Origin of the sequence: Achromobacter marplatensis (assembly GCF_002209535.1) — a bacterium.
Taxonomy (GTDB): Bacteria; Pseudomonadota; Gammaproteobacteria; order Burkholderiales; family Burkholderiaceae_B; genus Achromobacter; species Achromobacter marplatensis.
Map to the genome: position 1 here is coordinate 211,767 of NZ_NJIG01000006.1, position 21,677 is coordinate 233,443.

Consider the following 21,677-nt stretch of genomic DNA (forward strand, 5'->3'; position numbering starts at 1 on the left):
TTCGCGTCTGGCGAAATTAGAGCAAGCGGGATGCCCTCGTCAACGGTTCCGGAGCCCGTCGCATGGCTGAGGGATCGGAAGACCGGTACGGGCTTACCAGTGCCGGCACAATGAAAAAGGCCACGGGATCAGCGCCGTGGCCTTTTTCAATGGTGCGGCGTCAGGTCCGCACGCACTTATGTGTCATCAGTACGCGCCCATGTAATCGCGCTTGCCGACTTCGATGCCGTTGTGGCGCAGGATCGCGTAGGACGTTGTCACGTGGAAGAAGAACTGCGGCAGGCCGTAGTGCAGCAGGTAGGCGCTGCCCGACAGCTTCTTTTCTTTCGGCGTGCCCGGGCGCAGCACGATTTCCAGGGACGCGCTTTGCTCGAACTGTTCCGGTTTGAAAGAACCGACATGCGCCAGGGTCTTGGCGATCAGGGCCTGCAGCTCGGCGAAGGTGGGTTCACAGTCGGGCCAGGACGGCACTTCCGCGCCGGCCAGGCGGGACGTGATGCCCTTGGCGAAGTCGGTGGCGATCTGCACCTGGCGCGATAGCGGGAACATGTCCGGGAACAGGCGGGCGCCCAGGTAGGCGGACGGGTCGATGTTTTTGTCGGTGGCGTGGGCTTCGGCCTTCTTCAGCACGTCCGACAGCGCGGACAGCATTTGCTTGATGACAGGGACGGAAGCGTCGTACATGGGGGTGGTCATGAGGGGACTCGCAAAATGAGTGAGGCGGGCGCGGGGCTCCCCGCGCGGCAGGCCCAAGACTACCAGCAATTGGCGACAGGATGGCCGCTTACAGGATCCCCGCGGTCAGGGCCTTCAAGGTCGCGGCGACGCGGGTCGAGCACTCCAGCTTGCGGAACACGCTTTCCACGTGGGTACGCACCGTGCTGGGGCTGATATTCAACGCCCGGGCAGCCTCCTTGTTGCTGGCCCCCAGGCTGATCTGGCGCAAGACTTCCAGCTCCCGTTGCGACAGCGTGCTGGTCGTGCGGCGTGCCGCGGGGGCGCCGCCGGATGCAGCGGTGATGGCGGCGGCCGCCACCTCTGCATCGAAGCGGCCCGCCTCGGCTTCCTCGCGCAGGATGCGGGCGGCCTCCTGCAGGGAATAAGCCGGCCGCCAGGGGCGGTCTTCCAGCAACGCCTGCAGCGCGACCGTCGTGGACAACACGCGTTGCGCAGGGCTTAGCGCGGACCCGGATGAGCCGCGGAAATAGCCGCTGCCGTCCAGGCGTTCGTAGGCGTAAGACGCCAGTTCGGCCGCTTCGCTCAGGCCCTGGATCTGGCGGGCGGCCCGGGCGGTCCAATAGGGCATCAACCGGACTTGTTCCCACTGGTCGGCGGACAGTTTGCCGGGCGTGTTCCACAACCGGTTCGGCAAGGCGGCGCGGCCGATGCCGTGCACCAGCGCAGCCGCCTGCAACGATTCCTGCGCGGCCGGGCCCATGCCCAGCAGCGCGCCGCAACGGGCGGCCAACTGCGCGACCCGGCGGGAATAGCCTGCCAGCCACGGCAGCTTGAGTTCGGCTACGTCCGCCAGCAGCGTCAGGTCTGCGGCGGGCGCGTCGAGCGGGGCGTCGGCCAACGCCCATTCGGTGCCTGACGGCGGGTGGGCGTCGATGTCGTCAAGCCAGGCAGGGCCATGGCGGATCGCCAGGTCTGCGACTGCGGCGGGATACTTGGCGCCGGCCTGCGTGCGCAGGTAGTCCATCGCGCTGTCGCGGCCATGCGCACGGCTCAGGATTTCCAGATCGCTTGCCGCATTCACGTAGAACACGACCCCCGGGATGGCGTCCCCGGCCACGCCCTGCGGCATGCCCTTGCCGTCATGGCGTTCGAAGGCGTGGCGCAGACCCGCCACCACGTCGTCCGGCATGCCCAGGTTGACGGCCACGTCGCCCGAGATTTCGCAATGGATCAACGCCAGCGGCACGATCAGCGATTGCGTGCGGGGATCCAGGGGCGGCAGCGTCTGCGCCATCATGGCCTCGCGCGAGGCCACATCGTCGCCCAGCAGGTCCGCGAAGCCGCTGGCGTTGGCCGTGCAGCCCGACCAGCGCAGCAGCGCCACCGCACGGGCGTGGTTCTGGGCGGCCTCGCCCGCACCATGGGCCGCGGCCAGTTTGCCGGCCAGGCACGCGGTGCGGCGCGAATGATCGGTGGCGCGCCCCATGCTCAGGTCGCCGACAAAGGCCATGGCCAGCACGGCATCGGTGAGTTCCATCGTACTGGCGGCGGTCATCGGGGGCGGGCGGTCAAAGGGGCAGGGGGCGGGCTGATTGCGAGGCTGATCGCGGCCTTATCGGTTAATCAACCGATACCGGCCTGGCGGGAGGATGACGACACTGGAACCCAGCAAGCACGACACCGTCGCTTGGCACCCAACCTAAAGGAAATTCAGTATGAAACGCCATATTATCGCAGCCTCATTGCTGGCAGCCGGCCTGTTCGCAGGCCCGGTTTCGCAGGCCTTTGCGGCCCAGCCTTCCGTCGTGATCGTGCACGGCGCCTTCGCCGACGGCTCGGATTGGGCGAAGGTGATCGCCCTGCTGCAAGACAAGGGCGTGCAGGTCCAGGCGGTGCAGAACCCGCTGGATTCGCTGGCCGGCGACGTGGCCGCGGCCAATCGCGCCATCGACAATCAACCCGGGAAAGTGGTGCTGGTCGGCCATTCGTGGGGCGGCGTGGTGATTACCGAGGCGGGCAAGCACGAGAAGGTCGCCAACCTGGTCTACGTGGCGGCGTTTGCGCCCGATGCAGGCCAGTCGGTGGCGTCGATGACCAAGAATGAGCCCAAGGCGCCGGGCACGGACAGCATCGCCGCTGACAGCCATGGCTGGCTGAGCATGCCGCCCCAGGGCATCGCGCGGGACTTCGCGCAAGACGTGCCGGCCGCTCAGGCCCGCGTGATGGCGGCCACCCAAGGGCCGATCAAGGCGACGGCGTTTGGCGAAGCCGTAACCTCCGCCGCCTGGAAGACGAAGCCGTCGTGGTTCATCGTGGCCGAGAACGACCGCATGATCCTGCCCGCCTTGCAGCGCACGATGGCAGCGCAGATCGGCGCGAAAGTGACGGCCCTGCCGTCCAGCCATGTGCCGCAGCAATCGCGCCCCGCAGATGTGGCCCGCGTGATCCTGGATGCAGTCGCCAGCGTGAAGTAAGGCGCACCCTGCCCGCCCGGTGGTTGCCAAGGCGCCGGGCGGATGAGTCCGCAATGTTCCTAAAATGTACTTTTTATGTTCTGAGACACCCTGAAATACTCGGGTTAACACTAGTGATTCCCAGCCTTTCAGTCAGGCTATAACCATGTTTGTATTTTTTTTGTATTTATGAACATGAAAATTGCACTGATTGGTTGTGGTGAAGTGGGGGACTGCTATGCAGCGGCGTGGGTGGCCGCCGGCCATTCGATCGTGGGTATCTGCGAGCTGCGCCAGGACGCCGAGATGCAGGCGCGCGCGGCCTCCTATGGCAGCGCGTTGCATGCCGAGCCCGGCCCGTGGCTGGCTCAGGCCGACATCGTGGTGTCGGCCGTCTTCGGCCACGCGGCGCTGAAAGTCGCCACGCAGGCGCTGCCGCACTTGCGCGACGACGCGTCCTACGCCGACTTCACGACCGCAAGTGCTGCCGACATGCGCGCCGCTGCCGACATCGCCGCGCAGCGCGGCGTGCCCTTTACCGATGTGGCGATCATGGGCGCCATTGCGCTGCTGGGCGCCCGGACCCCGCTGTTGTGCGCCGGCACGGGCGCGCCCGCCGTGGCCGCCTTCACGCTGTCCGCGGGAGCCCCCGCGCAGGCGATCGACGGCCAGGCGGGCGACGCCGTCCGCTTGAAGCTATTGCGCAGCATCCTGACCAAGGGCATGGAAAGCCTGGCCGTCGAGTGCCTGGTCGCCGCTGAAAGCATGGGCCTGCGCGCCTCCCTCTATGAAGTCCTGTCCGATATGGACCGGACGCCGCTGACGACATTCGTCGATTCCTTCGTCCGCTCGCATGTGCTGCATGCACCGCGCCGCCTGGCCGAAGTGCGCGAAGCGCGCGAGCAATTGGTCGAGGCCGGCTTGCAGCCGCTGGTGCTGGACGGCGTCGAACGGCTCTTCGCGCGTACGGCCAAGGGCATCGAAACGGCACGCGAGGCCGGTTCGTTCAACGTGCCCGACTCCGTGGCGGACCGCCTGGCATGGCTGACGCCCCTGGCGCGCCAATCCTGAATCGCGGCAAAAGGCCCCTCAGAGGGCCGTGCAATTCCCAAACATCAGTGAGGAAGACAATGAAATCCCTGAAGACTGTGTTGGCAGCCACGCTGCTGGCCTCGTGCGCCGCGGCCAGCGCGGCCGACATGGGCTCCGCGCCCATTACGCTGATTTCCCCGTTTCCCCCGGGCGGTGGAACCGACACCCTGACCCGCATGATCGGGTCGGCCATCGCGCAGGACACGGGCTGGAACATCGTGGTCGAGAATAAGCCGGGCGCGGGCGGCAACCTGGCGCTGGACGCCACGGCGCGCGCCAAGCCTGATGGCCACACACTGGTCATGGCGCAGACCGACAACATCGTGCTGAACCCGTGGCTGTACAACAAGCTCAGCTACGACACCTTCAAGGACTTCAAACCAGTCGGCCTGGTGGCCTCGTCACCCAGCGTATTCGTGGTGGTGCCGGAGTCTCCGTACAAGACGCTGGACGACGTGGTGAAGGCCGCCCGCGCGCGGCCGGGCCAGGTATCGCTGGGCATTCCCGGCATCGGCGGCAGCGGCGACTTGATCGGCCACCTGTGGCGCAAGGCGGCGGGCATGGAACTGATGCACGTGCCGTACCGCGGCTGGTCGCAGGCGTTTCCGGATCTGGCCAGCGGCCGCATCGACCTCTACACCGGTTCCGTGGCATCGCTGTTGCCGCAGATCCGCGGCGGCAAGGTCCGCGCGCTGGCCGTGGTGGCCGACGAGCGTTCGCCGGCGCTGCCGGATGTGCCAACCTTCGCGGAAAGCGGTTTCAAGACCATTAACCAGACGATCTGGTGGGGGCTGATGGCGCCCGGCAAGACGCCGGACGACGTGGTCGCCACATTGAACCAGGCGCTGAATAAATCCCAGGCGCAGGCGGATGTCGTGAAGAAGCTTGAAGACTCCGGCTACAGCGTCATGACGGGCACGCCGGCGGATCTGGGCAAGCGCCATCGCGCCGACCACGACATTTTCGGCAAGGTCGTGCAGGAAGCCGGCATCCCCAAACAATGATCGTGCGAGATCCACAGACAACGCATCAGGAGAACCCCAATGATCGGTTTTGAGATTCACCCGCGCAAACGCGCGGTCGCGAGCGAGTTCGTCGAGAAGTTCCGCCGCATTCCCGTCGCCAACATCAGCGACTGCATGTCGCGCATGACGGCCGGCGGCGCGCGCCTGCGGCCCATGCATGACGGCCATCCGCTGGCCGGCCCCGCGCTGACGGTGCGCTCCCGCCCCGGCGACAACCTGCTGGTGCACAAGGCGCTGGAACTGGCGCAGCCGGGCGACGTGGTGGTGGTGGATGCGGGCGGCGACCTGACCAACGCCATCATCGGCGAAATCATGACCACCTACGCGCAGAAGCGCGGCCTGGCCGGCATCGTGATCAACGGCGCGATCCGCGACGCCGGCACCATTCGCCGCGGCTCGTTCCCGGTGTATGCCGCCGGCGTGACGCACCGTGGGCCCTACAAGGATGGCCCGGGCGAGATCAATGGCGTCATCGCGCTGGACGGCATGACGATCGAACCGGGCGACCTGATCCTGGGCGATGAGGACGGCCTGCTGGCCTTGCCGTATGACCAGGTGGCCGCGCTTTACGAAGCCGCGTCGGCCAAGCATGCGGTCGAAGAAGAGATGCTGGCGCAGATCGCCGCCGGCACGCTGGATACGTCGTGGATCGATGCGCGGCTGAAGGCGCAGGGCTGGAAGCCCTGATCAAGCTATCGGCAATCAGCCTTGGGCGATGCCCAGGCGGCGCAGGACCCGGTCTTTGACTGCGCCGCCGTAGGCCCACGACAGCACCGCCAGCACCAGCATCGCCACGGTGAAGTAGGCACGTGCGGCCATCGGTACCGGATTCAGTTCGGCGATGGTCCGCATCGGTTCATAGGACGTGAAATCGCTGGCCGCCAGCACGCTGAACACCAGGGCCAGCACCGGCCCGGTGAAATGCGGCCGTTCGCCTCGCGTCGCCTTGTCGGCGTTGAATGACCAGCGCAAGAGCTGCACCAGTTGCACGGCTACCGTGACAAGCGGAATGGCCACGGCCAGCAACAGGACGAACAGGGCGACAAGGATCTGGGGCGAATACATGAAAGCGAATATAGGGAAAGACTGACACCCGCGGGCCGCGTCACGCGGCGGGCGCATCGGCCGGCGGCTTGCGCTGGCTGCGGAAAAGCAGGTGGGTCGTGGTCAGGTGAAAACGCATGGCGATATCCGCACATCCCGGATCGCGCGCGCGCAACGCGGCGATGATCTGGCGATGGTGCTCCACGCTGCGCAGCATGTCGTCATGCGTGTAGAAGTAGAACGAGCCGATGATGATCGGCATGTCCAGCAGGTTTTCCACCATCGTCCGCACGCGCGCGGATTGCGCCGCATCCAGCAAGGCATGGTGGAAGAGGTTGTTGCAGTGCTGGACCCGCGCCACGCGGTCGGTGTCGTCGGAAAGGATGGCCTCCAGCATGCGCTGGTTGATCTGTTCCAGATGGTCGATCTGTTCAGGCGTGGCGCGCTCCGCGGCGCTGCGCGCGGCATAGGGTTCCAGCAGCAGGCGCAGTTCGAACGCCTCGTTGATGTCGCGGTCCACCCAACCCAGCACCACCGCACCGCGGTGGCCTTCGCGCTTGACCAGGCCGTCGGTGATCAGCCGGTCGATGGCGCTGCGCACCGGCGTGCGGCTGACGGAAAGCTCGGCCGCGATATGCTCTTCGCGCAACCGCTCGCCAGGCAGGAACACGCCGGACATCAGCCGTCGGCGGAGTTCCCCATAGACTAGGTCGCGGGCGCTGGTCATGGTGGCGCAGGATTCCTGAGGGCGCGAAAGAGATCCAGACTATACCCGAAGGGGGCAGGCCAAATCACCCGTGCATCCGCACGTTTCAGGCGCCGGCAGGAAACGTCACCGTGATGCCCACGCCGCGGCCGTCCAGCCCGGGTCCCCATTCGATTCGCGCGCCGTGCTTGGCGGCGATCTGCGCCACCAGCGACAGGCCGATGCCGCTGCCGCGTTCGACCGTGCCGGCCTTGCGGTAGAAGCGGTCGAATACGCGTTCGCGCTCGGCGGGCGCGATGCCCGGCCCGTTGTCGGCCACGGACAGTTGTGCGCCGCCGTCCGCTAGCGACACGCAGGACACGGCCACGCGGCCGCCCTCGGGGGTGTAGCGCAAGGCATTGTCCAGCAGGTTGCGCAGCAGCACGCCCAACGCATCGACGCCGCCCTCCACGGAGGCGGGCTGGGCATCCAGGCTGATGCGCTGGTGCTTGCGGTGGGCGAGCGCCTCGTTGTCGCGCACGATCATTTCGGCCAGCCGGTCCAGTGCGACGGATTCGGCGGGGCCTTCGCTCAGGGCTTCGGTGCGAGCCTGGTCCAGCAATTGCTCGGCCAGGCGGGTGGTGCGGGTCGCGACGTCGCGCAGCTTGTCCACCGCTTGGTCGCGCGCCTGCTGGGTGTCGCTGCGCACGGCCAACTCCGCGTAGGCGCTCAAGGCTGCGAGCGGCGTGCGCAGTTCGTGCGCCGCATCGGCCAGGAAGCGCCGCTCCCGGTCCAGCGAGGCCGACAGACGTTCCAGAAGGCTGTTGATGGACTGGATGAACGGTTGCAGTTCGCCCGGCATGCCCGAGGTCGGCAAGGGGGCCAAGTCCATGGCCGGGCGGCTCAGGATGGCGTCGCGCGCGCGGTCCACCGGGCGGAAGGCCCGGCGCATGACCAGCCACGTCATTCCAGTCAATATCAGGAAAAGCACGCTCAGGAACGCGAGGCCGTTACGCATGCGCTCGGTCGTTTCCTTGCGCAGTTGCGCTTCGGATTTGGCGAACTGGACCTGTATGCGGCCGTCCCTGTCCGCCACCGCGTAGGCGCGCCAGCGTTCGCCGCCCAGCGTGACGTTCTGGAAGCCGTTTTGAAAATCGCTGATCAAGGGTTCATCAGGCGCCCATGGCGACTGCACGAGCAGCCGCTTGTCGGCCAGCGACCAGACCTGGAAGTTGAAGGACTCTCCGTCGAAGCGGTTGGAGTTGGGGAGTTCGAATCGGTCTTCACTGGAAGGCGCGGCCCGCAGCAGGCTGGCGGGCAGGGACAGCAGCGCCTTCTGGGCTGCGTCGCGCATGTCCCGGTCCAGCATGCCGGTTTCGGCGCGCGTCTGCTCGTTGTAGATCAAGGCGAACACCGTCAGCCACGTCGCAAGCATGGCAAGCAGCAAGGTGACCGCGACTTGTCTGCGCAGCGTCTTCATGGCGGACCGTCCTGCACGATGCGGTACCCCAGGCCGTGCTGGGTTTCGATCAACCCGTCACCCAGCTTGCGCCGCAACTGGTGGATGTACACGGCCACGGTATTGCTTTCGATGGTACCGCTGCTGCCGTAGACGGCGACTTCCAGCTGATCGCGGCTGACGGTGTTGCCCATGCGTTGCATCAGCGCCAGCAGCGTGTGGTATTCGTGGGCGCTCAAACTTACTTCGCTGCCGTCCTGCGTCACGGTGCGGCGCGCGGGTTCCAGCACGACGTTGCGGCAACGCAGCGCCGACACCACGCTGTTGCTGCTGCGGCGGAGCACGGCGCGCATCCGGGCCAGCAGCTCGTCCAGCTGGAAGGGCTTGACCAGGTAGTCGTCGGCGCCGGCGTCCAGTCCCTGGATGCGGTCGCTCAAACGGTCGCGGGCGGTGATGATCAGCACGGGCGTTGTGTCGAAGCGGGCGCGCAGCGCCTTGAGCACTGTCAGGCCGCTGCCGTCGGGCAAGCCCAGGTCCAGCAGGACGGCTTGATAACCGTGGTCCACCAGCGCCAGGTGCGCTTGGGGCATGTCGCGCGCCCAGTCGACGTCGGCGCCGTCTTGAATCAGGCCCGCGCGCAAGGCATCGCCCAGCATGGGATCGTCTTCTACCAGCAGGATACGCAAGCAAGCTCCACGGCCGTCTCCAGCAGTGCCGCCGGAGCCTTAAAGAATTATTAAAAGATGCTCAGGACAATGCAGGCCAAGCCCGGGGGCGGTCGCCCACGGCCATTGTCATAGAACGGAAGGAAGCCCTGATGCGGATGGGTATATTAGCAAGAGGCGTCTTCGCGGGCGCGGTTTTCAGTGCAGCTGGCGCCGCCTCTGCGCAAAGCACAAACTTCATCGGATTGGGGGTCGGAGCGGTCCCCGTTTATGAGGGTTCCCGCGAGTACCGGGCGCTGCCGGTTCCGCTGATCAACTATCAATCGGGCAATTTCTTCATCACGCCGCGCATGGGCCTGCCGGCGATGGGACTGAAGACGTCGCTGGCCTCCGACCTGGACGCGGGCGTTTTCGTGGGGATGAGCCTGGGGCGCAAGGCCGATGACGCCGACCGCTTGAAGGGGCTGGACGACATCAAGTTCCACGGCGCCTACGGCGCTTATGTGGAGTGGCGGCCGGGCCGGTATTCGCTGGGGGCCGGCTACAAGCAGGCGGCGCGCAGCGGCTACGGCGGCACGTTGGAGCTGCGCGCATCGTACGCCGCGCTGATGACCGAGCAGCACAACGTGCAGGTCGGCGTCCGCACCGAATGGGCCAACAGCGACTACATGCAGACCTGGTTCGGCGTGACGCCGTCGCAGGCCGCACGTAGCCGCGAAGGCTTGTCGACCTATTCGCCGTCTTCAGGCTTCAAGTCGGCGGGCATCTACACGACGTGGTCGTACCGCATCAACCCCAGCTGGAGCACGGTGTCCACGATCGGGGTCAATACCTTGCTGGGAGATGCGCGGGATAGCCCGCTGACGGAACGCAAGGCCAACGTGTTCGGCTCGGTGGGGGTGGCGTACCGCTTCTGACGCGAGGGGATGAACGGCGGGGGATCGGGGCGTATCGGGGCGGATCGGGGCGGATATTCAGGCGGAACAGATACAATTTCCGCCAGAATTTCCGTCATCACGTCCTGAAGATCCGATCCCATGCCTGACTTTCCGCCCGAACCTCAAGCCGTCCACAGTCCCCCTACGCGTCACGCGATATTCATCGTCGCCACGCTGAACCCCGGCGCGGCCGCCGCCGAAACCGTCCGCGGCTGGTGCGCCGGCGTGGCCACGCTGACGCGCACCGTCGGCACGCGTTCGCCGCAAGAGAACCTGTCGTGCGTCTGTGCATTCGGGTCCGACGCCTGGGACGCGCTGTTCGGCCAGCCGCGGCCCACGGGCCTGCATCCTTTCCGCGTGTTCGGCGAGGGCACGCGCGTGGCCGTGTCCACGCCGGGCGATCTGCTGCTGCACATCCGCGCGGATTCCATGGACCTTTGTTTTGAATTGGCGACCTTGCTGGTCAACGGCCTGGGCGATGCGGTGACCGTGGTTGATGAAGTCCATGGCTTTCGCTACTTCGACCGGCGCGCCATCATCGGTTTTGTCGACGGCACTGAAAATCCCGAAGGGCGCGAGGCCGTCAATTTCACCGTGATCGGCGATGAAGACGCCGAATTCGCCGGCGGCAGCTACGTCCTGGTGCAGAAGTACCTGCACGACATGACGGGCTGGAACGCGCTGACCGTGGAGAACCAGGAAGGCATCATTGGCCGCCACAAGCTGTCGAACGTGGAACTGGACGACGACATCAAGCCGACCTCTTCTCATAGCGCCTTGACGACGCTGGAAGAGAACGGGCAGGAAGTGAAGATCCTGCGCGACAACATGCCCTTCGGCCGTGCGGGCGTGGGCGAGTTCGGCACGTACTTCATCGGCTATGCGCGTTCGCCCGCCCCGATCGAACAGATGCTTGAGAACATGTTCGTGGGCCGCCCGGCGGGCAATTACGACCGCCTGTTGGACTACAGCCGCGCGGTGACGGGCAGCCTGTTCTTCGTGCCGTCCGCCGAACTGCTGGAAGACTTGGAAACGCGCGCGGTCCGTGCAGAAGCGCCGCAGCAGGCGACGACAGCGACGACCTCTCCTTCGATCGCTTGAATGTAGCGTCGGGTGCCGCTCCGGCACTTGACGCTACCCGTAGATAGTCATTGATCGGCGCCAACGCTGCCCTGCCGCGCGCCCCGGATGCGGGGCGGTAGTGCCCCTGTATCAGGCATCTACGACTAAAGACCGATGCGCTCATACCTGTGCGTTGCTACTGTTCTCCCCGAGCAGTTCAGCGAATTGGGCTCTGGATTTCCGTTGGCTTTGCAAGACGGCGAGAGCCGGGCGCCTGTGGCTGCTCGGCCGATGCCGGCACGGACTCCTTTGCCGGCAAGCAGGAGATACCTATGCAGAAAACCACTCAACCGGATCCATCGGACAAGGCATCGGACGTTACCGTCCAGCCCCTGACCGCGGCAGAGATCCAGCAGGTCAGCGGCGGCGTCGGGCCGAATCGCTCCCCGGGCGTGGTGGCTCGGACGCCCGCCTCGCAGGCTAGCCGCGGGGCCGCTGCGCCCGGCAAGACCATCTACTGCAGCTGACCCGGAAATCGCGAACCGCAATGGTGCGCTTGAACAGGAGTTCCAATGGAAAAGACCGACAATCTGGCGTCTCTCGATAACGCCGCAGAAGAAAAAATCCAGCCGCTGAGCGAGACCGAGGTCCAGGACGTGAGCGGGGGCGCTGGCGGCGGCAAACCCAACATCGTCCTCAAGATGTCGGGCGCTCCCGGCGCCCCGGCCGGACTTGGCACCGGTCGTCAGCCCTATTTCAAATGACCTGAGCCGGGACTGCAACCTTGAATCGCGGCGGCCTGGCCGTCGCGCTTTTTTCAATTGTCTTCGGCCTCGATCCGATGTCGCTCTATCGCAAACAGGCGCTTGCCGCGCAACGTTCCGTCGGGCTGGGTGACATCGTCCTGATCCGGCCGGTGTCGTTCGCGCTCGTCACCGCCGTGTTGGGCGGCTTCGTGCTGGCCGTGTGCCTGTTCCTGGCGTTTGGCAGCTATACCAAGCGCGCCACCGTCAGCGGCCAGCTTGCGCCGGACACGGGTCTGCTCAAACTCTACGTGCCGCAGGCCGGGGTGGTGCTGGAGCGTCCGGTCCACGAGGGCCAGCACGTCAATGCAGGCGACGTGTTGTACGTGGTGTCGGGCGACCAGCAAAGCGCGCTGGGTGACACGCAAGAAGCCATCAGCGGGCAGATACGGCAGCGCGAAGACAGCCTGCGCCTGGCCCGCCAGAAGACATTGCTGCTGCAGCAAAGCGAGCATGACACCCTGGCGGCCGGCATTGGCGGCTTGACGTCGCAATTGGCGGCGATAGACAGCCAGATCGCCGGCCAGCGCAGCCGGATCAAACTGGCCGAGGACAGCGCCCAGCGTTATCGGAATTTGATGGAAAAGGGCTATCTGTCGCCCGAAGAGTCCGACCAGAAGCGGGCCGAGCTGCTGGAGCAGCGCAACCAGTTGCAGGCCCTGCTGCGCGACCGAATCGGCATCGCCATGGACCTGTCCAACCGGAAAGCCACGCTGGCGGACCTGACCCTGCGCCAGCAGAACCAGCTGGCGCAGCTGGACCGCGACCTGGCCGGCGTGGCGGTGGACCTGACCCAGAGCGAAGCCAAGCGGCGCATCGTCGTCACGGCGCCGCAATCGGGCGTGCTGACCGCTGTGACGGCCGAGGTGGGGCAGGCGGTGGATACCCGGCGTCCGTTGGCCGCCATCGTGCCCGACGGCGCCAAGCTGCTGGTGGAGTTGCTGGCGCCCAGCCGCGCAGTGGGCTTCGTGGCGCCGGGCGATGCCGTGCTGATCCGCCTGGCCGCCTATCCGTACCAGACCTTCGGCCAGCAGCGTGGGGTGGTTCAGACCGTGACGCGCAGCGCGTTGCCGGAAGGGCAGATGAACGACGGTGCCGCGGCGCAGGGCGATAAGGAATCGATGTACCGGATCACCGTGTCGCTGGAGGCACCCGTGCGCGGGCCGCAGGGCCAAACGCTGGCATTGCGGCCCGGCATGCGGCTGGATGCGGATTTGCTTCAGCAGACGCGCCCCTTGTACCAATGGGCATTCGATCCTGCCTACCGATTGTCGGGGAAATTGTGACCATGCTTGAACGCCTGACGCTGGGCGTCAAACGGCGGGTGCCCAGGCTCCTGCAAACCGAAGCCGCTGAATGCGGCCTGGCCTGCGTGGGCATGGTGGCCGGTTTTCATGGGCATCATCAAAGCCTGGCCAGCCTGCGCGGCCGTTTCCCCGTGTCGCTCAAAGGCGCCACGCTGGCAACGCTGATCCACGTGGCCGGCCAACTTGGGCTGGCATCCAGGCCGGTCAAGGCGGGCCTGGGGGCGCTCAGCAAACTGAAGTTGCCTTGCATCCTGCATTGGGAATTCAACCACTTCGTGGTGCTGACCGACATCAATGCGCGGTCGGCCACGCTGATCGATCCGGCCTCTGGTATCCGCAAATGCACCAACAGCGAGCTGTCGGCGTCCTACACCGGCGTGGCGTTGGAGCTTTGGCCCACGCCGGACTTCGTGACGGCCAACGAAAACAAGCCGGTCCGGCTGCGCGAACTGACGGGGCGCGTCACGGGTCTGGGGGCGGCGTTCTTGCAAGTGATGCTGCTGGCGCTGGCGCTGGAAGTGCTGACGGTGGTTCAGCCGTTCTTTCTGCAATGGGTCGTGGACCACGTGCTGAACACCGGTGACCGCGACTTGCTGACCACGTTGGCGCTGGCCTTCGGCCTGTTGATGGTGATGCTGCAGCTGACGTCGGTTGCGCGTAGCTGGATGCTGATGTTCATGGGCACGACGCTGAACCTGCAATGGCGCAGCAATGTCTTCACGCACCTGCTCCGGCTACCGGTCAGCTATTTCGAAAAGCGGCACCTGGGCGACATCGTGTCGCGCTTCGGCGCCATCGACACCATTCAGCGCACCGTCACCACGTCGTTCCTCGAGGCCCTGCTGGATGGCATCGTCATGGTGATCACGCTGGTGCTGATGTTCCTGTACAGCCCGCCGCTGGCGTGGATCGCCGTGGGCGCCATGACGCTGTACGGCTTGGCGCGCTGGTCGGGCTATGCGTCGCTGCGCTATGCCACCGAAGAGCACATCATCCATGCTGCAAAAGAGCAGTCGCACTTTCTGGAAACGGTGCGCGGGGTCAAGGCCATCAAGCTGTTCCAGCATCAGAACGACCGGCGTTCGCGTTGGCTGGCGTTGCTGGTCAACGAAATCAACGCGGATCTGCGCGTGCAGAAATGGGCGCTGTTCTTTCGGACCTTCAACGGCCTGCTGTTCGGGCTGTCGTCGATCGCGATTCTGTGGCTGGGGGCGCGGCTGGTGCTGGACGGGCAGTTCACCGTGGGCGCCTTGCTGGCATTCATCGTCTATAAAACCTTGTTCGACAAGCGCGTGGCGGCGCTGCTGGACAAGTTCGTGGAAGTGAAGATGCTGCGGCTGCAAGGCGAGCGCCTGGCCGACATCGTGCGCGAGGCGCCGGAGCCCATCGACGAGATGCCGCGGGCGGACGGCGCCGTGACGCGCTCGCCGGCCATCGAAGTGCGCAATCTGCGCTTTCGCTATAGCCCTCAAGAGCCGTATGTGCTGGATGGCATCAGCCTGCGCATCGAGCCTGGCGAATCCGTCGCCATCACTGGGCCGTCCGGGGGTGGCAAGACGACCCTGATCAACATCCTGCTGGGCATCCTGACGCCGACCGAAGGCGAGGTGCTGGTCGATGGCGTGGCCGTGCGCGGGATGGGCGCGGCCGCCCTGCGCAGGATGGCCGGCACCGTGTTGCAGGACGATGTGCTGTTCGCCGGGTCCATCGGCGAGAACATCAGTTTCTTCGACCCGCAGTACGATCCCGACCGCGCCAGGGAGTGCGCGGAAATCGCCGCCATCCACGACGACATCTGCGCGATGCCCATGGGCTACAACACGTTGGTGGGCGACATGGGAACGGTGCTGTCCGGTGGGCAGAAGCAACGCGTGTTGCTTGCGCGCGCGCTGTACAAGCAGCCGGCGATGCTGTTCCTGGACGAGGCGACCAGCCATCTGGACATCACGCGGGAACGGGTGGTCAACATGGCCATCTCCCGCCTGAACATGACGCGGGTGATCGTGGCGCACCGGCCCGACACCATCGCCGCGGCGGGACGCGAAATCGCGCTCGCAGGCGGCAAGATCGCCTCGGACGGCGGTGCGCTCAGGTCGGCTTGCCGAACACGCCGCCGCGCCGAGCCACAAGTGTCGCCTGTGTTCGATTAAGCACGCCCAGCGTGGCCAGGATGGCCGACACATGCGTCTTGACGGTCTTCTCCGTCATGTTCAGCCGTTCGGATATTTCCTTGTTGCGCAGGCCATCGCAGATCAACCGCAAGACTTCGCTTTGCCGCGGCGTCAGGGTGCGCAACAGGGCGGCGTCATCAGGCGAACGCGGCGGCGTGCCTCCGGCAGACGGGATGCGAGGCGCATCCGCCGCATTGATCGCTTCCAGGGCAGCGGTCAGCGCCTGGCAACTGGCGGATTTGTTCAGGAACCCCCGCGCGCCGGCCTCCATGGCGCGGCGTTCGTCATCGGGATCCTGCGAGGCGGACAGCACCAGCACCCGCAGTTGCGCACGCCGCTGGCGCAGGCGCTTCAAGAGCTCCGCACCGGCCATGTCCGGCAGGTAGTAATCCATGATGACGTTGCCGATGTCGGCATGGCGGTCCAAGAGCGCCAGTGCCTCCTGGCCGCTGGCGGCGGGGTGCACCGCCAGCGTGGGCATGGCGTGCGCCAGCGCCATGACCAGCGCCTCGCGGAACATGGCGTGGTCGTCGATAAGCAGTACGGCGTTCATTCGACGTCTCCGTCCGAGGGTTTTTCTGCCGCGTCTTGCAGCAGGGCGGCCAGATCGGATCGTTGTATTCCTCGCGCAGGATGGGCCTGTACCGGGAGGACCCCCGGTTCGGAACGTGGGCGGATTTTAGACCGATTGCGCCGCGGCGGGGCGCAATTGCAGCACCGCGGTCAACACGGTCTTGCCCGGCGCGGACGAGATGTCCAGCGTCCCGTGCACGCGGGTGATGCGGGCGTGCATGCTGCGCATGCCGACGCTGACACCGGCCTGCCGCACCGCGGCCACGTCGAAGCCGGCGCCGTCGTCTTCGATCCGCAGTTGCAGCTGGTCGGGCTGAGGCTGCTGCAGTTGCAGCTGTACGCGGCGCGCGCGGCTGTGCTTGACCACGTTGGTCAGCGCTTCCTCCACCAGCCGGGTCAGCGCCAGGCATTGCAAGGGGGAGGGCGGCGTGGTCCATTGCGGCGGAAATTGCCAGCTGGAATCCAGGTCCAGTTCGTCGAACAACTGCACGAAGCGGTGGCGCAGCGGGGCAGCCCACTCTGGAGGCGTCTCCGGGACTTTGACGCCCGCGCTGGAGCCGCTGTCGATCGTTTGGCGCAGGTCGTCGCGCAGCAGTTTCAGCATGGACAGGAATTGCTGGCCCTGCAGCGGGGCCTTGGCCTGTTCCACCATGGCCATCATGCGCACCAGCGATCCGCCCAGTCCGTCATGCAGGTCGTGCGCGATCTGCAAGCGTTCCTGCAGCCGGGTGTTGCTCATTGCCAGCGCGTGCTCGCGCTCCAGGGTGGTGGCCAATTCCGTGCGCGCCTCTGCGATGCTGTCGGCCAGCTCGTGGTTGAAGCGTTCAATCCGGCGCACGTTGCGCGCATGGCGCAATCCCAGGATCGCGGACATGCAGAGAGTGACGGCGATGCTGGAGAACGAGGTGTAGGTCGGGCCGGGACCGATCAGTTTCATGAGCCGCAGCAGATCGTGGATGATGACCACGAAGATGATCAGCAGGCAGGCCGCCAGCATGCGTTGTTCGGGTCGCCGGGTACGCCATGCATGCGCGCAGAACTGCAGGCAATTGGCGAGGAAAATGCCCGCGCTACCCAATACGGCGGCGCGCTGCGCTTCGGGCAACGCGGTATCCGGCGTGATCGCCAGCATGGCCAGCATCGCGGCCGCGACTGCCCACAGCACGCGTTCGGTACGTGGCAGAAACCGTTCGCTGAAACGCCAGGTGAACAGGCAGAAGCACGCCGTATACAGCACCAGCGCCATGGAATTGGCCCGGGCCGCCATCAGCGTGGTGGCGAACGGCCAGGGGCTGGTCGCCAGCACGTTGGCGACGAACAGCACCCAGAACAGAGCCATAAGCGCGTACCAGCCGTAGGTGGTCTGTTCGCGGCGGACGATCCAGATGCAGAAGAACAGGGCGCCCAAGACGGCTGAGATGATCAGGTTCAGGACGTAAAGGGTGCGGTTGTTCCACCACAGGTCTTCCTGGAGCGCCTGCATGGCCTGCGCTGCGCCCAGGTGCACCGGACCCAGGCCGGGCGTCTGCTGCGACACGCCGACCACGCGCAGCCAGAGGGTGTTCACGCCGTCACGCAGCAGGGATTCAGGCAGGCGCCAGTAGCGCGGCAGGTTCCAGCTGCGCGACAGGGGTTCGGTCAGGTGCGCATCGCGCCAGATCAGTTCGTCGTTGATGAAGACTTCGCCGGCCATGACCACGGATTCCAGCGTCAGGCCCACCGATCCGCTTTGGCCATCCGGGCATTGGCGTTGCCAGTCGATGCGGTACCAGACCGTGCCGCTGTAGTCCGGCCATCGCTTCGCCCAGTCGTCGGGCAGCGTGACCGGCTGCCAGGGCGATGCGTCAGGCCGGCTGCCCTCGGCCGCGCCCTGGGCGGCTGTGATGGACAGCAATTGGACCGTGCAGGCGGCTGGGGTCGCAGGCGCGGACAGCGCCGGTCCCGCCAACAGCGCCAGCCAGCACGCAAACAGCCATCTCAGGCCAATAAGCCGCGCGAGCGCGCGGCATGGACCGCCCGCGTGCGCGAGGAGACGGCCAGTTTGCGGTAGATGTGCTTGATGTGGCATTCGACGGTATAGCGCGACAGGAACAACTGCTCGGCGATTTCGCGATTGGCAAGCCCCTCGGCCACCAGGCGAAGGATCTGGCTTTCGCGGGGGCTTAGTATCTCACCGCTTGCCGTGTCGGGTTGCTCCGTGGGCCGGGGGCGCAGTTCGTCGATGATGCGGCGGGCCACAAAGGGGTCGATCGGCGCGCCGCCACGCAGCACGCTGCGCAACGACAGCGAGACCTCCAGGTCGTCGCGTTCCTTCAGCACATAGCCCGTGGCGCCGGCCCGCAGGGCAGCCAGGATCGCGTCTTCCGTGCACCAGGCGGAAATCACCAGGATGGCCAGGCCGGGATCGGCCGCGTGCATCTCGGCGATCAGATCGATGCCGCTGCCGTCCGGCAGGCCCAGGTCCACCAGCGCCAGGGCGACCGGCTGGTTGGCCAGACAGGCGCGAGCCTCGGCCAAGGATCCGGCATGCACCAGCGCGTCGGGCTGATAGCCCAGTTGTAGCAGCAGGCCCTCCAGCCGCCGGCGGACCAGCGGTTCGTCTTCCACCAGCAGCACCGGGGCGGGCAGGGTGAGCTCGGGAGTTTGCAGGGTGGCGGACATAGGTGCGGGGGGAGGGAAGACCGGGAAAGGCAGGATTGCCCGATTCTAATTGTGAGGGGGCGGGTGCCAGGGCGGCTATCCCTGGAAACAGGTAATTGACGAAAATTCAAGGGTTTACCCCTAAAGTCCCGACCCGCCATGCCGTAAGCCCATGGTGGCTGCCGGTTTTCGCCAGCGGGCCGCAGACCCGTGTCCTCCGATATGGGAAATGGCTGAAAAAAAGGCAGGCATGAAAATTACCTCGTTGCGCAACCGTATCTTGTTGATTACTTGCTTTACCGTTGTGGGTGCCCTGGTCCTCTCCGGGATCACCACCTACCAGATCGTCCGCAGCAACATGATGGCGACGATCTCGGGCAACCTGGACGCCATTGCCGCCGGCAATGCCAGCGCCATCGAACGCTGGTCCGAGGACAAGGCCCAGGCGGTCGTCGCCACCGCGGCCGTGGTGGAAAAGGGCGATCCGCGCGGCCTGACCAAATTGATGGGCGAAACGAACGGCTTCCCCATTTCCACCATCGGCTGGTCAGACAAGACCTTTTTCTCGACCACGCAGGTGGCGGCTGACTATGACCCCACGGCGCGCCCCTGGTACAAGAGCGCGGTGGCGGCCGGCAAGCTGACGGTCACCAAACCCTATGGCGACTCGGGCACCGGCAAGCTCTACGTGGCGTTCACCACGCCCATGATCCGTGGCGGCCAGACGACGGGCGTACTGAGCGGCGCGGTGCCGCTGGACGGCATCCAGAGCATCATCCGCGCAATCCGTCCCACACCGTCCAGCCTGGCCTTCGTGGTGGCGACCGACGGGCAGGTCATTGCGCACGTGAACGACAAGCTGGCGCTCAAACCGTCCACCGACGTGGCGCCTGAGCTGACGCCCGCCGCGCTCTCGGCCATGTCGCGCGACGGCGCCGAGCCCCTTGCGGTCAACCTGGACGGGGTGCCGAAGCTGCTGAAGGTCCGCCGCATTCCGGGCACGGACTGGTCGCTGGCAATCGCGCTGGACAGCGCCGAGGCCACTGCCGGCCTGACGCAGGTGCTCAACGCCACGCTGATCTCGCTGGTGGTGCTGACGCTGTTGGCAGTCGGGATCGCCAGCGTGGTGACGTCCCGCGCCTTCAAGCGCCTGTCGGCCGTACGCGACGCAATGGACACCATCGGTTCGGGCGACGGCGACATGACGCATCGCCTGGAGGTCGTGGGCCATGACGAAGTGGCGCAGATCTCGTCGTCGTTCAACGCGTTTGTCGACAAAATAAGCACCGTGATGCTGGATGTACGCACCGGCGTGCATTCGATGTCGGCCGCAACCCGCGAAATCGACATGGGTAACCGCGATCTCTCGCAGCGCACCGAGACCTCGGCGGGCTCCTTGCAGGAAACCTCGTCGGCGCTCACGCAACTGACTTCCAGCGTGCGTCAGACGGAAGAGGCCGCGGAACACGCCACGCGCCTGGCCACGGAAGCCAGTTCGGCGGCCGAGCGCGGCGGGCTGGTCGTCACCGACGCGGTGACGACGATGAGCGCGATTTCGCAGTCGTCGCAGCGCATCACGGAAATCATCAGCGTGATCGACGGCATCGCCTTCCAGACCAACATCCTGGCGCTGAACGCGGCCGTGGAAGCGGCGCGTGCCGGCGAGCAAGGCCGCGGCTTTGCCGTGGTGGCGGGCGAAGTCCGCACCCTGGCGCAACGCAGCGCGGCGTCGGCGCAGGAAATCCGGACCCTGATCCAGGCGTCGGTCGAAAACGTCAAGAGCGGCACCGAACGCGTGCAGGCCGCCGGTTCGACCATGAGCGAGATCGTTGAAGGCATTTCGCGCGTGCAGCGCCTGGTGACCGAGATCCACGGCGCGATGACCGAGCAAAGCGTCGGCATCAGCCAGATCGACCGCAGCGTGGCGGACATGGACCAGGCAACGCAGCAGAATGCCGCGCTGGTGGAAGAGTCCGCCGCGGCCTCGGCCATGCTCAGCGATCAGGCGCGCGTGCTGGCCGATACGGTGGCGCTGTTCAAGCTGCGGGGCGACGCCCACGGCTCGGCGCCTCGGATGCTGGCCTTGCCGCAGGCCGCACCGGCCTACTAAAGCGGGCCCTCGGCGCCCCTCTCGACCCGCCTTGGCAAGCGGGCGGGAGTTGCCTGTCAGCCCGGTTGGCCGCAGAATCTGCGAAGCCCAAGGACTGAACAGAGGACTCATGATGGTTGAGCACGCCGCGCCCGCGCCAGAAAGTTGCCTGATCCCCACCGCACAGGGGCGGATCCACGCCCGGCAATGGCCGGGCGGGGCCGATGCGCAGGCTGGCGCGCCCATCGTCCTGCTGCACGACTCGCTGGGATGCGTGGACCTGTGGCGTGATTTCCCAGCCAAGCTTGCCCAGGCCACGGGGCGGGCGGTCATCGCCTACGATCGGTTGGGTTTCGGCAAGTCGGACCCGCACCCCGGCCGCCTGCAGGCGGATTTTGTCGGCAATGAGGCGAGCGACGCCTTCGCCGCGCTGGCGGCCCATTTCAAGTTGACCGGCTTCATCGCATTCGGCCATAGCGTCGGGGGCGGAATGGCCGTGTCGATCGCCGCGGCCTATCCCGGCCGCTGCATCGGCGTCATCACCGAATCCGCCCAGGAATTCGTCGAAGACCGCACCCTGGAAGGCATCCGCGTGGCCGGCGAGCAATTCAAGGACCCGGCGCAACTGGACCGCTTGAAGCGCTATCACGGCGAGAAGGCGCAATGGGTGTTGGACGCCTGGGTCCAGACCTGGCAATCCCCCGAATTCGCCGACTGGAACCTGGACGCGGTTTTGCCCCAAGTTACCGTGCCGCTTCTGGCCATCCATGGCGAAAACGACGAATACGGTTCCATGCGCCACCCCGAAAAACTGACGGCGCTGGCCGGTGGCCCCGCAGACATGCTGCCCATGTCCGGCTGCGGCCACGTGCCGCACCGCGAGCGCGAAGAGGCGGTGCTGGAGGCGGTGCGGGTGTTCCTGGGTCAGCGGGGCGTTTGAGGCGTTTGGGCCTCCGCTGCGCGCGGCCCTTAATTTTTCGGGCGTCCTGCCGT

At 66.1% G+C, this 21,677-nt stretch carries 21 protein-coding genes; 12 read left to right on the plus strand and 9 right to left on the minus strand.

Annotated features, from left to right (window positions below):
- Window positions 1-186: 186 nt before the first annotated feature.
- Window positions 187-696 (minus strand): DUF1993 domain-containing protein, encoded by a 510-nt coding sequence (locus tag CEY09_RS16175; protein ID WP_088589426.1) that lies wholly within the window; start codon window positions 694-696, stop codon window positions 187-189.
- A gap of 88 nt (window positions 697-784) precedes the next feature.
- Window positions 785-2,233 carry an HD domain-containing phosphohydrolase gene (locus CEY09_RS16180; protein ID WP_088589427.1) on the minus strand — a complete coding sequence of 483 codons (1,449 nt, stop codon included), beginning with the start codon at window positions 2,231-2,233 and terminating at the stop codon, window positions 785-787.
- Window positions 2,234-2,393: 160 nt separating this feature from the next.
- On the opposite strand from CEY09_RS16180, the gene CEY09_RS16185 reads away from it, so the two are divergent.
- The 4 genes from CEY09_RS16185 to CEY09_RS16200 all read left to right on the plus strand — a co-directional run bounded on the left by CEY09_RS16185 (window position 2,394) and on the right by CEY09_RS16200 (window position 5,935).
- A complete protein-coding gene (locus tag CEY09_RS16185) occupies window positions 2,394-3,152 on the plus strand; it encodes an alpha/beta fold hydrolase (RefSeq protein ID WP_088589428.1) in 759 nt (252 codons plus the stop codon).
- 174 nt (window positions 3,153-3,326) lie between these two features.
- The gene (locus CEY09_RS16190) at window positions 3,327-4,202 is read left to right on the plus strand and encodes an NAD(P)-dependent oxidoreductase (RefSeq protein WP_088589617.1); all 876 of its coding nucleotides are present in this window, start codon (window positions 3,327-3,329) and stop codon (window positions 4,200-4,202) included.
- A 59-nt stretch (window positions 4,203-4,261) separates the two neighbouring features.
- Window positions 4,262-5,227, plus strand: a complete 966-nt coding sequence (locus CEY09_RS16195; RefSeq protein WP_006226551.1) for a Bug family tripartite tricarboxylate transporter substrate binding protein — start codon at window positions 4,262-4,264, stop codon at window positions 5,225-5,227.
- A 39-nt stretch (window positions 5,228-5,266) separates the two neighbouring features.
- Window positions 5,267-5,935 (plus strand): RraA family protein, encoded by a 669-nt coding sequence (locus CEY09_RS16200; RefSeq protein WP_088589429.1) that lies wholly within the window; start codon window positions 5,267-5,269, stop codon window positions 5,933-5,935.
- Window positions 5,936-5,950: 15 nt separating this feature from the next.
- On the opposite strand, the gene CEY09_RS16205 is transcribed toward CEY09_RS16200, so the two are convergent.
- The 4 genes from CEY09_RS16205 to CEY09_RS16220 form a co-directional block, all read right to left on the minus strand.
- Window positions 5,951-6,313 (minus strand): hypothetical protein, encoded by a 363-nt coding sequence (locus tag CEY09_RS16205; protein ID WP_088589430.1) that lies wholly within the window; start codon window positions 6,311-6,313, stop codon window positions 5,951-5,953.
- Between the two features lie 40 nt (window positions 6,314-6,353).
- A complete protein-coding gene (locus CEY09_RS16210) occupies window positions 6,354-7,019 on the minus strand; it encodes a GntR family transcriptional regulator (protein ID WP_006226548.1) in 666 nt (221 codons plus the stop codon).
- An 85-nt stretch (window positions 7,020-7,104) separates the two neighbouring features.
- Complete coding sequence (locus CEY09_RS16215) at window positions 7,105-8,457, minus strand: ATP-binding protein (protein ID WP_088589431.1); 1,353 nt, start codon at window positions 8,455-8,457, stop codon at window positions 7,105-7,107.
- Entirely contained in the window at window positions 8,454-9,122 is a 669-nt protein-coding gene (locus tag CEY09_RS16220) for a response regulator transcription factor (protein WP_088589432.1), read from the minus strand. Before CEY09_RS16220 ends, CEY09_RS16215 begins: the two co-directional genes overlap by 4 nt.
- Window positions 9,123-9,253: 131 nt before the next feature.
- On the opposite strand from CEY09_RS16220, the gene CEY09_RS16225 reads away from it, so the two are divergent.
- The 6 genes from CEY09_RS16225 to CEY09_RS16250 all read left to right on the plus strand — a co-directional run bounded on the left by CEY09_RS16225 (window position 9,254) and on the right by CEY09_RS16250 (window position 15,361).
- Complete coding sequence (locus CEY09_RS16225) at window positions 9,254-10,018, plus strand: MipA/OmpV family protein (RefSeq protein WP_377785548.1); 765 nt, start codon at window positions 9,254-9,256, stop codon at window positions 10,016-10,018.
- Window positions 10,019-10,138: 120 nt separating this feature from the next.
- Window positions 10,139-11,140 (plus strand): Dyp-type peroxidase, encoded by a 1,002-nt coding sequence (locus CEY09_RS16230; RefSeq protein ID WP_088589434.1) that lies wholly within the window; start codon window positions 10,139-10,141, stop codon window positions 11,138-11,140.
- 293 nt (window positions 11,141-11,433) lie between these two features.
- The gene (locus tag CEY09_RS16235; RefSeq protein ID WP_088589435.1) at window positions 11,434-11,628 is read left to right on the plus strand and encodes a hypothetical protein; all 195 of its coding nucleotides are present in this window, start codon (window positions 11,434-11,436) and stop codon (window positions 11,626-11,628) included.
- Between the two features lie 45 nt (window positions 11,629-11,673).
- Window positions 11,674-11,865, plus strand: a complete 192-nt coding sequence (locus CEY09_RS16240) for a hypothetical protein (RefSeq protein ID WP_088589436.1) — start codon at window positions 11,674-11,676, stop codon at window positions 11,863-11,865.
- A 77-nt stretch (window positions 11,866-11,942) separates the two neighbouring features.
- Window positions 11,943-13,190, plus strand: coding sequence for an HlyD family secretion protein (locus CEY09_RS16245; protein ID WP_088589618.1), 1,248 nt, complete (start codon window positions 11,943-11,945; stop codon window positions 13,188-13,190).
- The gene (locus CEY09_RS16250) at window positions 13,187-15,361 is read left to right on the plus strand and encodes a peptidase domain-containing ABC transporter (protein WP_234818327.1); all 2,175 of its coding nucleotides are present in this window, start codon (window positions 13,187-13,189) and stop codon (window positions 15,359-15,361) included. Before CEY09_RS16245 ends, CEY09_RS16250 begins: the two co-directional genes overlap by 4 nt.
- Here CEY09_RS16250 and CEY09_RS16255 read toward each other — a convergent pair.
- The 3 genes from CEY09_RS16255 to CEY09_RS16265 form a co-directional block, all read right to left on the minus strand.
- Complete coding sequence (locus tag CEY09_RS16255) at window positions 15,300-15,935, minus strand: response regulator transcription factor (protein ID WP_088589438.1); 636 nt, start codon at window positions 15,933-15,935, stop codon at window positions 15,300-15,302. The genes CEY09_RS16250 and CEY09_RS16255 overlap by 62 nt on opposite strands.
- Before the next feature lie 126 nt (window positions 15,936-16,061).
- Window positions 16,062-17,849, minus strand: a complete 1,788-nt coding sequence (locus CEY09_RS16260; protein ID WP_088589619.1) for a sensor histidine kinase — start codon at window positions 17,847-17,849, stop codon at window positions 16,062-16,064.
- 83 nt (window positions 17,850-17,932) lie between these two features.
- Complete coding sequence (locus CEY09_RS16265; protein WP_006226533.1) at window positions 17,933-18,616, minus strand: LuxR C-terminal-related transcriptional regulator; 684 nt, start codon at window positions 18,614-18,616, stop codon at window positions 17,933-17,935.
- 229 nt (window positions 18,617-18,845) lie between these two features.
- Between CEY09_RS16265 and CEY09_RS16270 the strand changes: the two genes are divergently transcribed.
- Window positions 18,846-20,705 (plus strand): methyl-accepting chemotaxis protein, encoded by a 1,860-nt coding sequence (locus CEY09_RS16270; RefSeq protein WP_006226532.1) that lies wholly within the window; start codon window positions 18,846-18,848, stop codon window positions 20,703-20,705.
- Between the two features lie 109 nt (window positions 20,706-20,814).
- A complete protein-coding gene (locus CEY09_RS16275) occupies window positions 20,815-21,624 on the plus strand; it encodes an alpha/beta fold hydrolase (protein WP_088589439.1) in 810 nt (269 codons plus the stop codon).
- Window positions 21,625-21,677: the final 53 nt, after the last annotated feature.

What these genes read in the sequence shown, in the direction of transcription:
- CEY09_RS16185 (WP_088589428.1), top strand. Translation starts at nt 2,394, where the DNA reads ATGAAACGCCATATTATCGCAGCCTCATTGCTGGCAGCCGGCCTGTTC.
- CEY09_RS16265 (WP_006226533.1), bottom strand. Translation starts at nt 18,616, where the DNA reads ATGTCCGCCACCCTGCAAACTCCCGAGCTCACCCTGCCCGCCCCGGTG.
- CEY09_RS16175 (WP_088589426.1), bottom strand. Translation starts at nt 696, where the DNA reads ATGACCACCCCCATGTACGACGCTTCCGTCCCTGTCATCAAGCAAATG.
- CEY09_RS16200 (WP_088589429.1), top strand. Translation starts at nt 5,267, where the DNA reads ATGATCGGTTTTGAGATTCACCCGCGCAAACGCGCGGTCGCGAGCGAG.
- CEY09_RS16205 (WP_088589430.1), bottom strand. Translation starts at nt 6,313, where the DNA reads ATGTATTCGCCCCAGATCCTTGTCGCCCTGTTCGTCCTGTTGCTGGCC.
- CEY09_RS16195 (WP_006226551.1), top strand. Translation starts at nt 4,262, where the DNA reads ATGAAATCCCTGAAGACTGTGTTGGCAGCCACGCTGCTGGCCTCGTGC.
- CEY09_RS16190 (WP_088589617.1), top strand. Translation starts at nt 3,327, where the DNA reads ATGAAAATTGCACTGATTGGTTGTGGTGAAGTGGGGGACTGCTATGCA.
- CEY09_RS16255 (WP_088589438.1), bottom strand. Translation starts at nt 15,935, where the DNA reads ATGAACGCCGTACTGCTTATCGACGACCACGCCATGTTCCGCGAGGCG.
- CEY09_RS16235 (WP_088589435.1), top strand. Translation starts at nt 11,434, where the DNA reads ATGCAGAAAACCACTCAACCGGATCCATCGGACAAGGCATCGGACGTT.
- CEY09_RS16240 (WP_088589436.1), top strand. Translation starts at nt 11,674, where the DNA reads ATGGAAAAGACCGACAATCTGGCGTCTCTCGATAACGCCGCAGAAGAA.
- CEY09_RS16275 (WP_088589439.1), top strand. Translation starts at nt 20,815, where the DNA reads ATGATGGTTGAGCACGCCGCGCCCGCGCCAGAAAGTTGCCTGATCCCC.
- CEY09_RS16230 (WP_088589434.1), top strand. Translation starts at nt 10,139, where the DNA reads ATGCCTGACTTTCCGCCCGAACCTCAAGCCGTCCACAGTCCCCCTACG.
- CEY09_RS16215 (WP_088589431.1), bottom strand. Translation starts at nt 8,457, where the DNA reads ATGAAGACGCTGCGCAGACAAGTCGCGGTCACCTTGCTGCTTGCCATG.
- CEY09_RS16225 (WP_377785548.1), top strand. Translation starts at nt 9,254, where the DNA reads ATGCGGATGGGTATATTAGCAAGAGGCGTCTTCGCGGGCGCGGTTTTC.
- CEY09_RS16245 (WP_088589618.1), top strand. Translation starts at nt 11,943, where the DNA reads ATGTCGCTCTATCGCAAACAGGCGCTTGCCGCGCAACGTTCCGTCGGG.
- CEY09_RS16270 (WP_006226532.1), top strand. Translation starts at nt 18,846, where the DNA reads ATGAAAATTACCTCGTTGCGCAACCGTATCTTGTTGATTACTTGCTTT.
- CEY09_RS16180 (WP_088589427.1), bottom strand. Translation starts at nt 2,233, where the DNA reads ATGACCGCCGCCAGTACGATGGAACTCACCGATGCCGTGCTGGCCATG.
- CEY09_RS16210 (WP_006226548.1), bottom strand. Translation starts at nt 7,019, where the DNA reads ATGACCAGCGCCCGCGACCTAGTCTATGGGGAACTCCGCCGACGGCTG.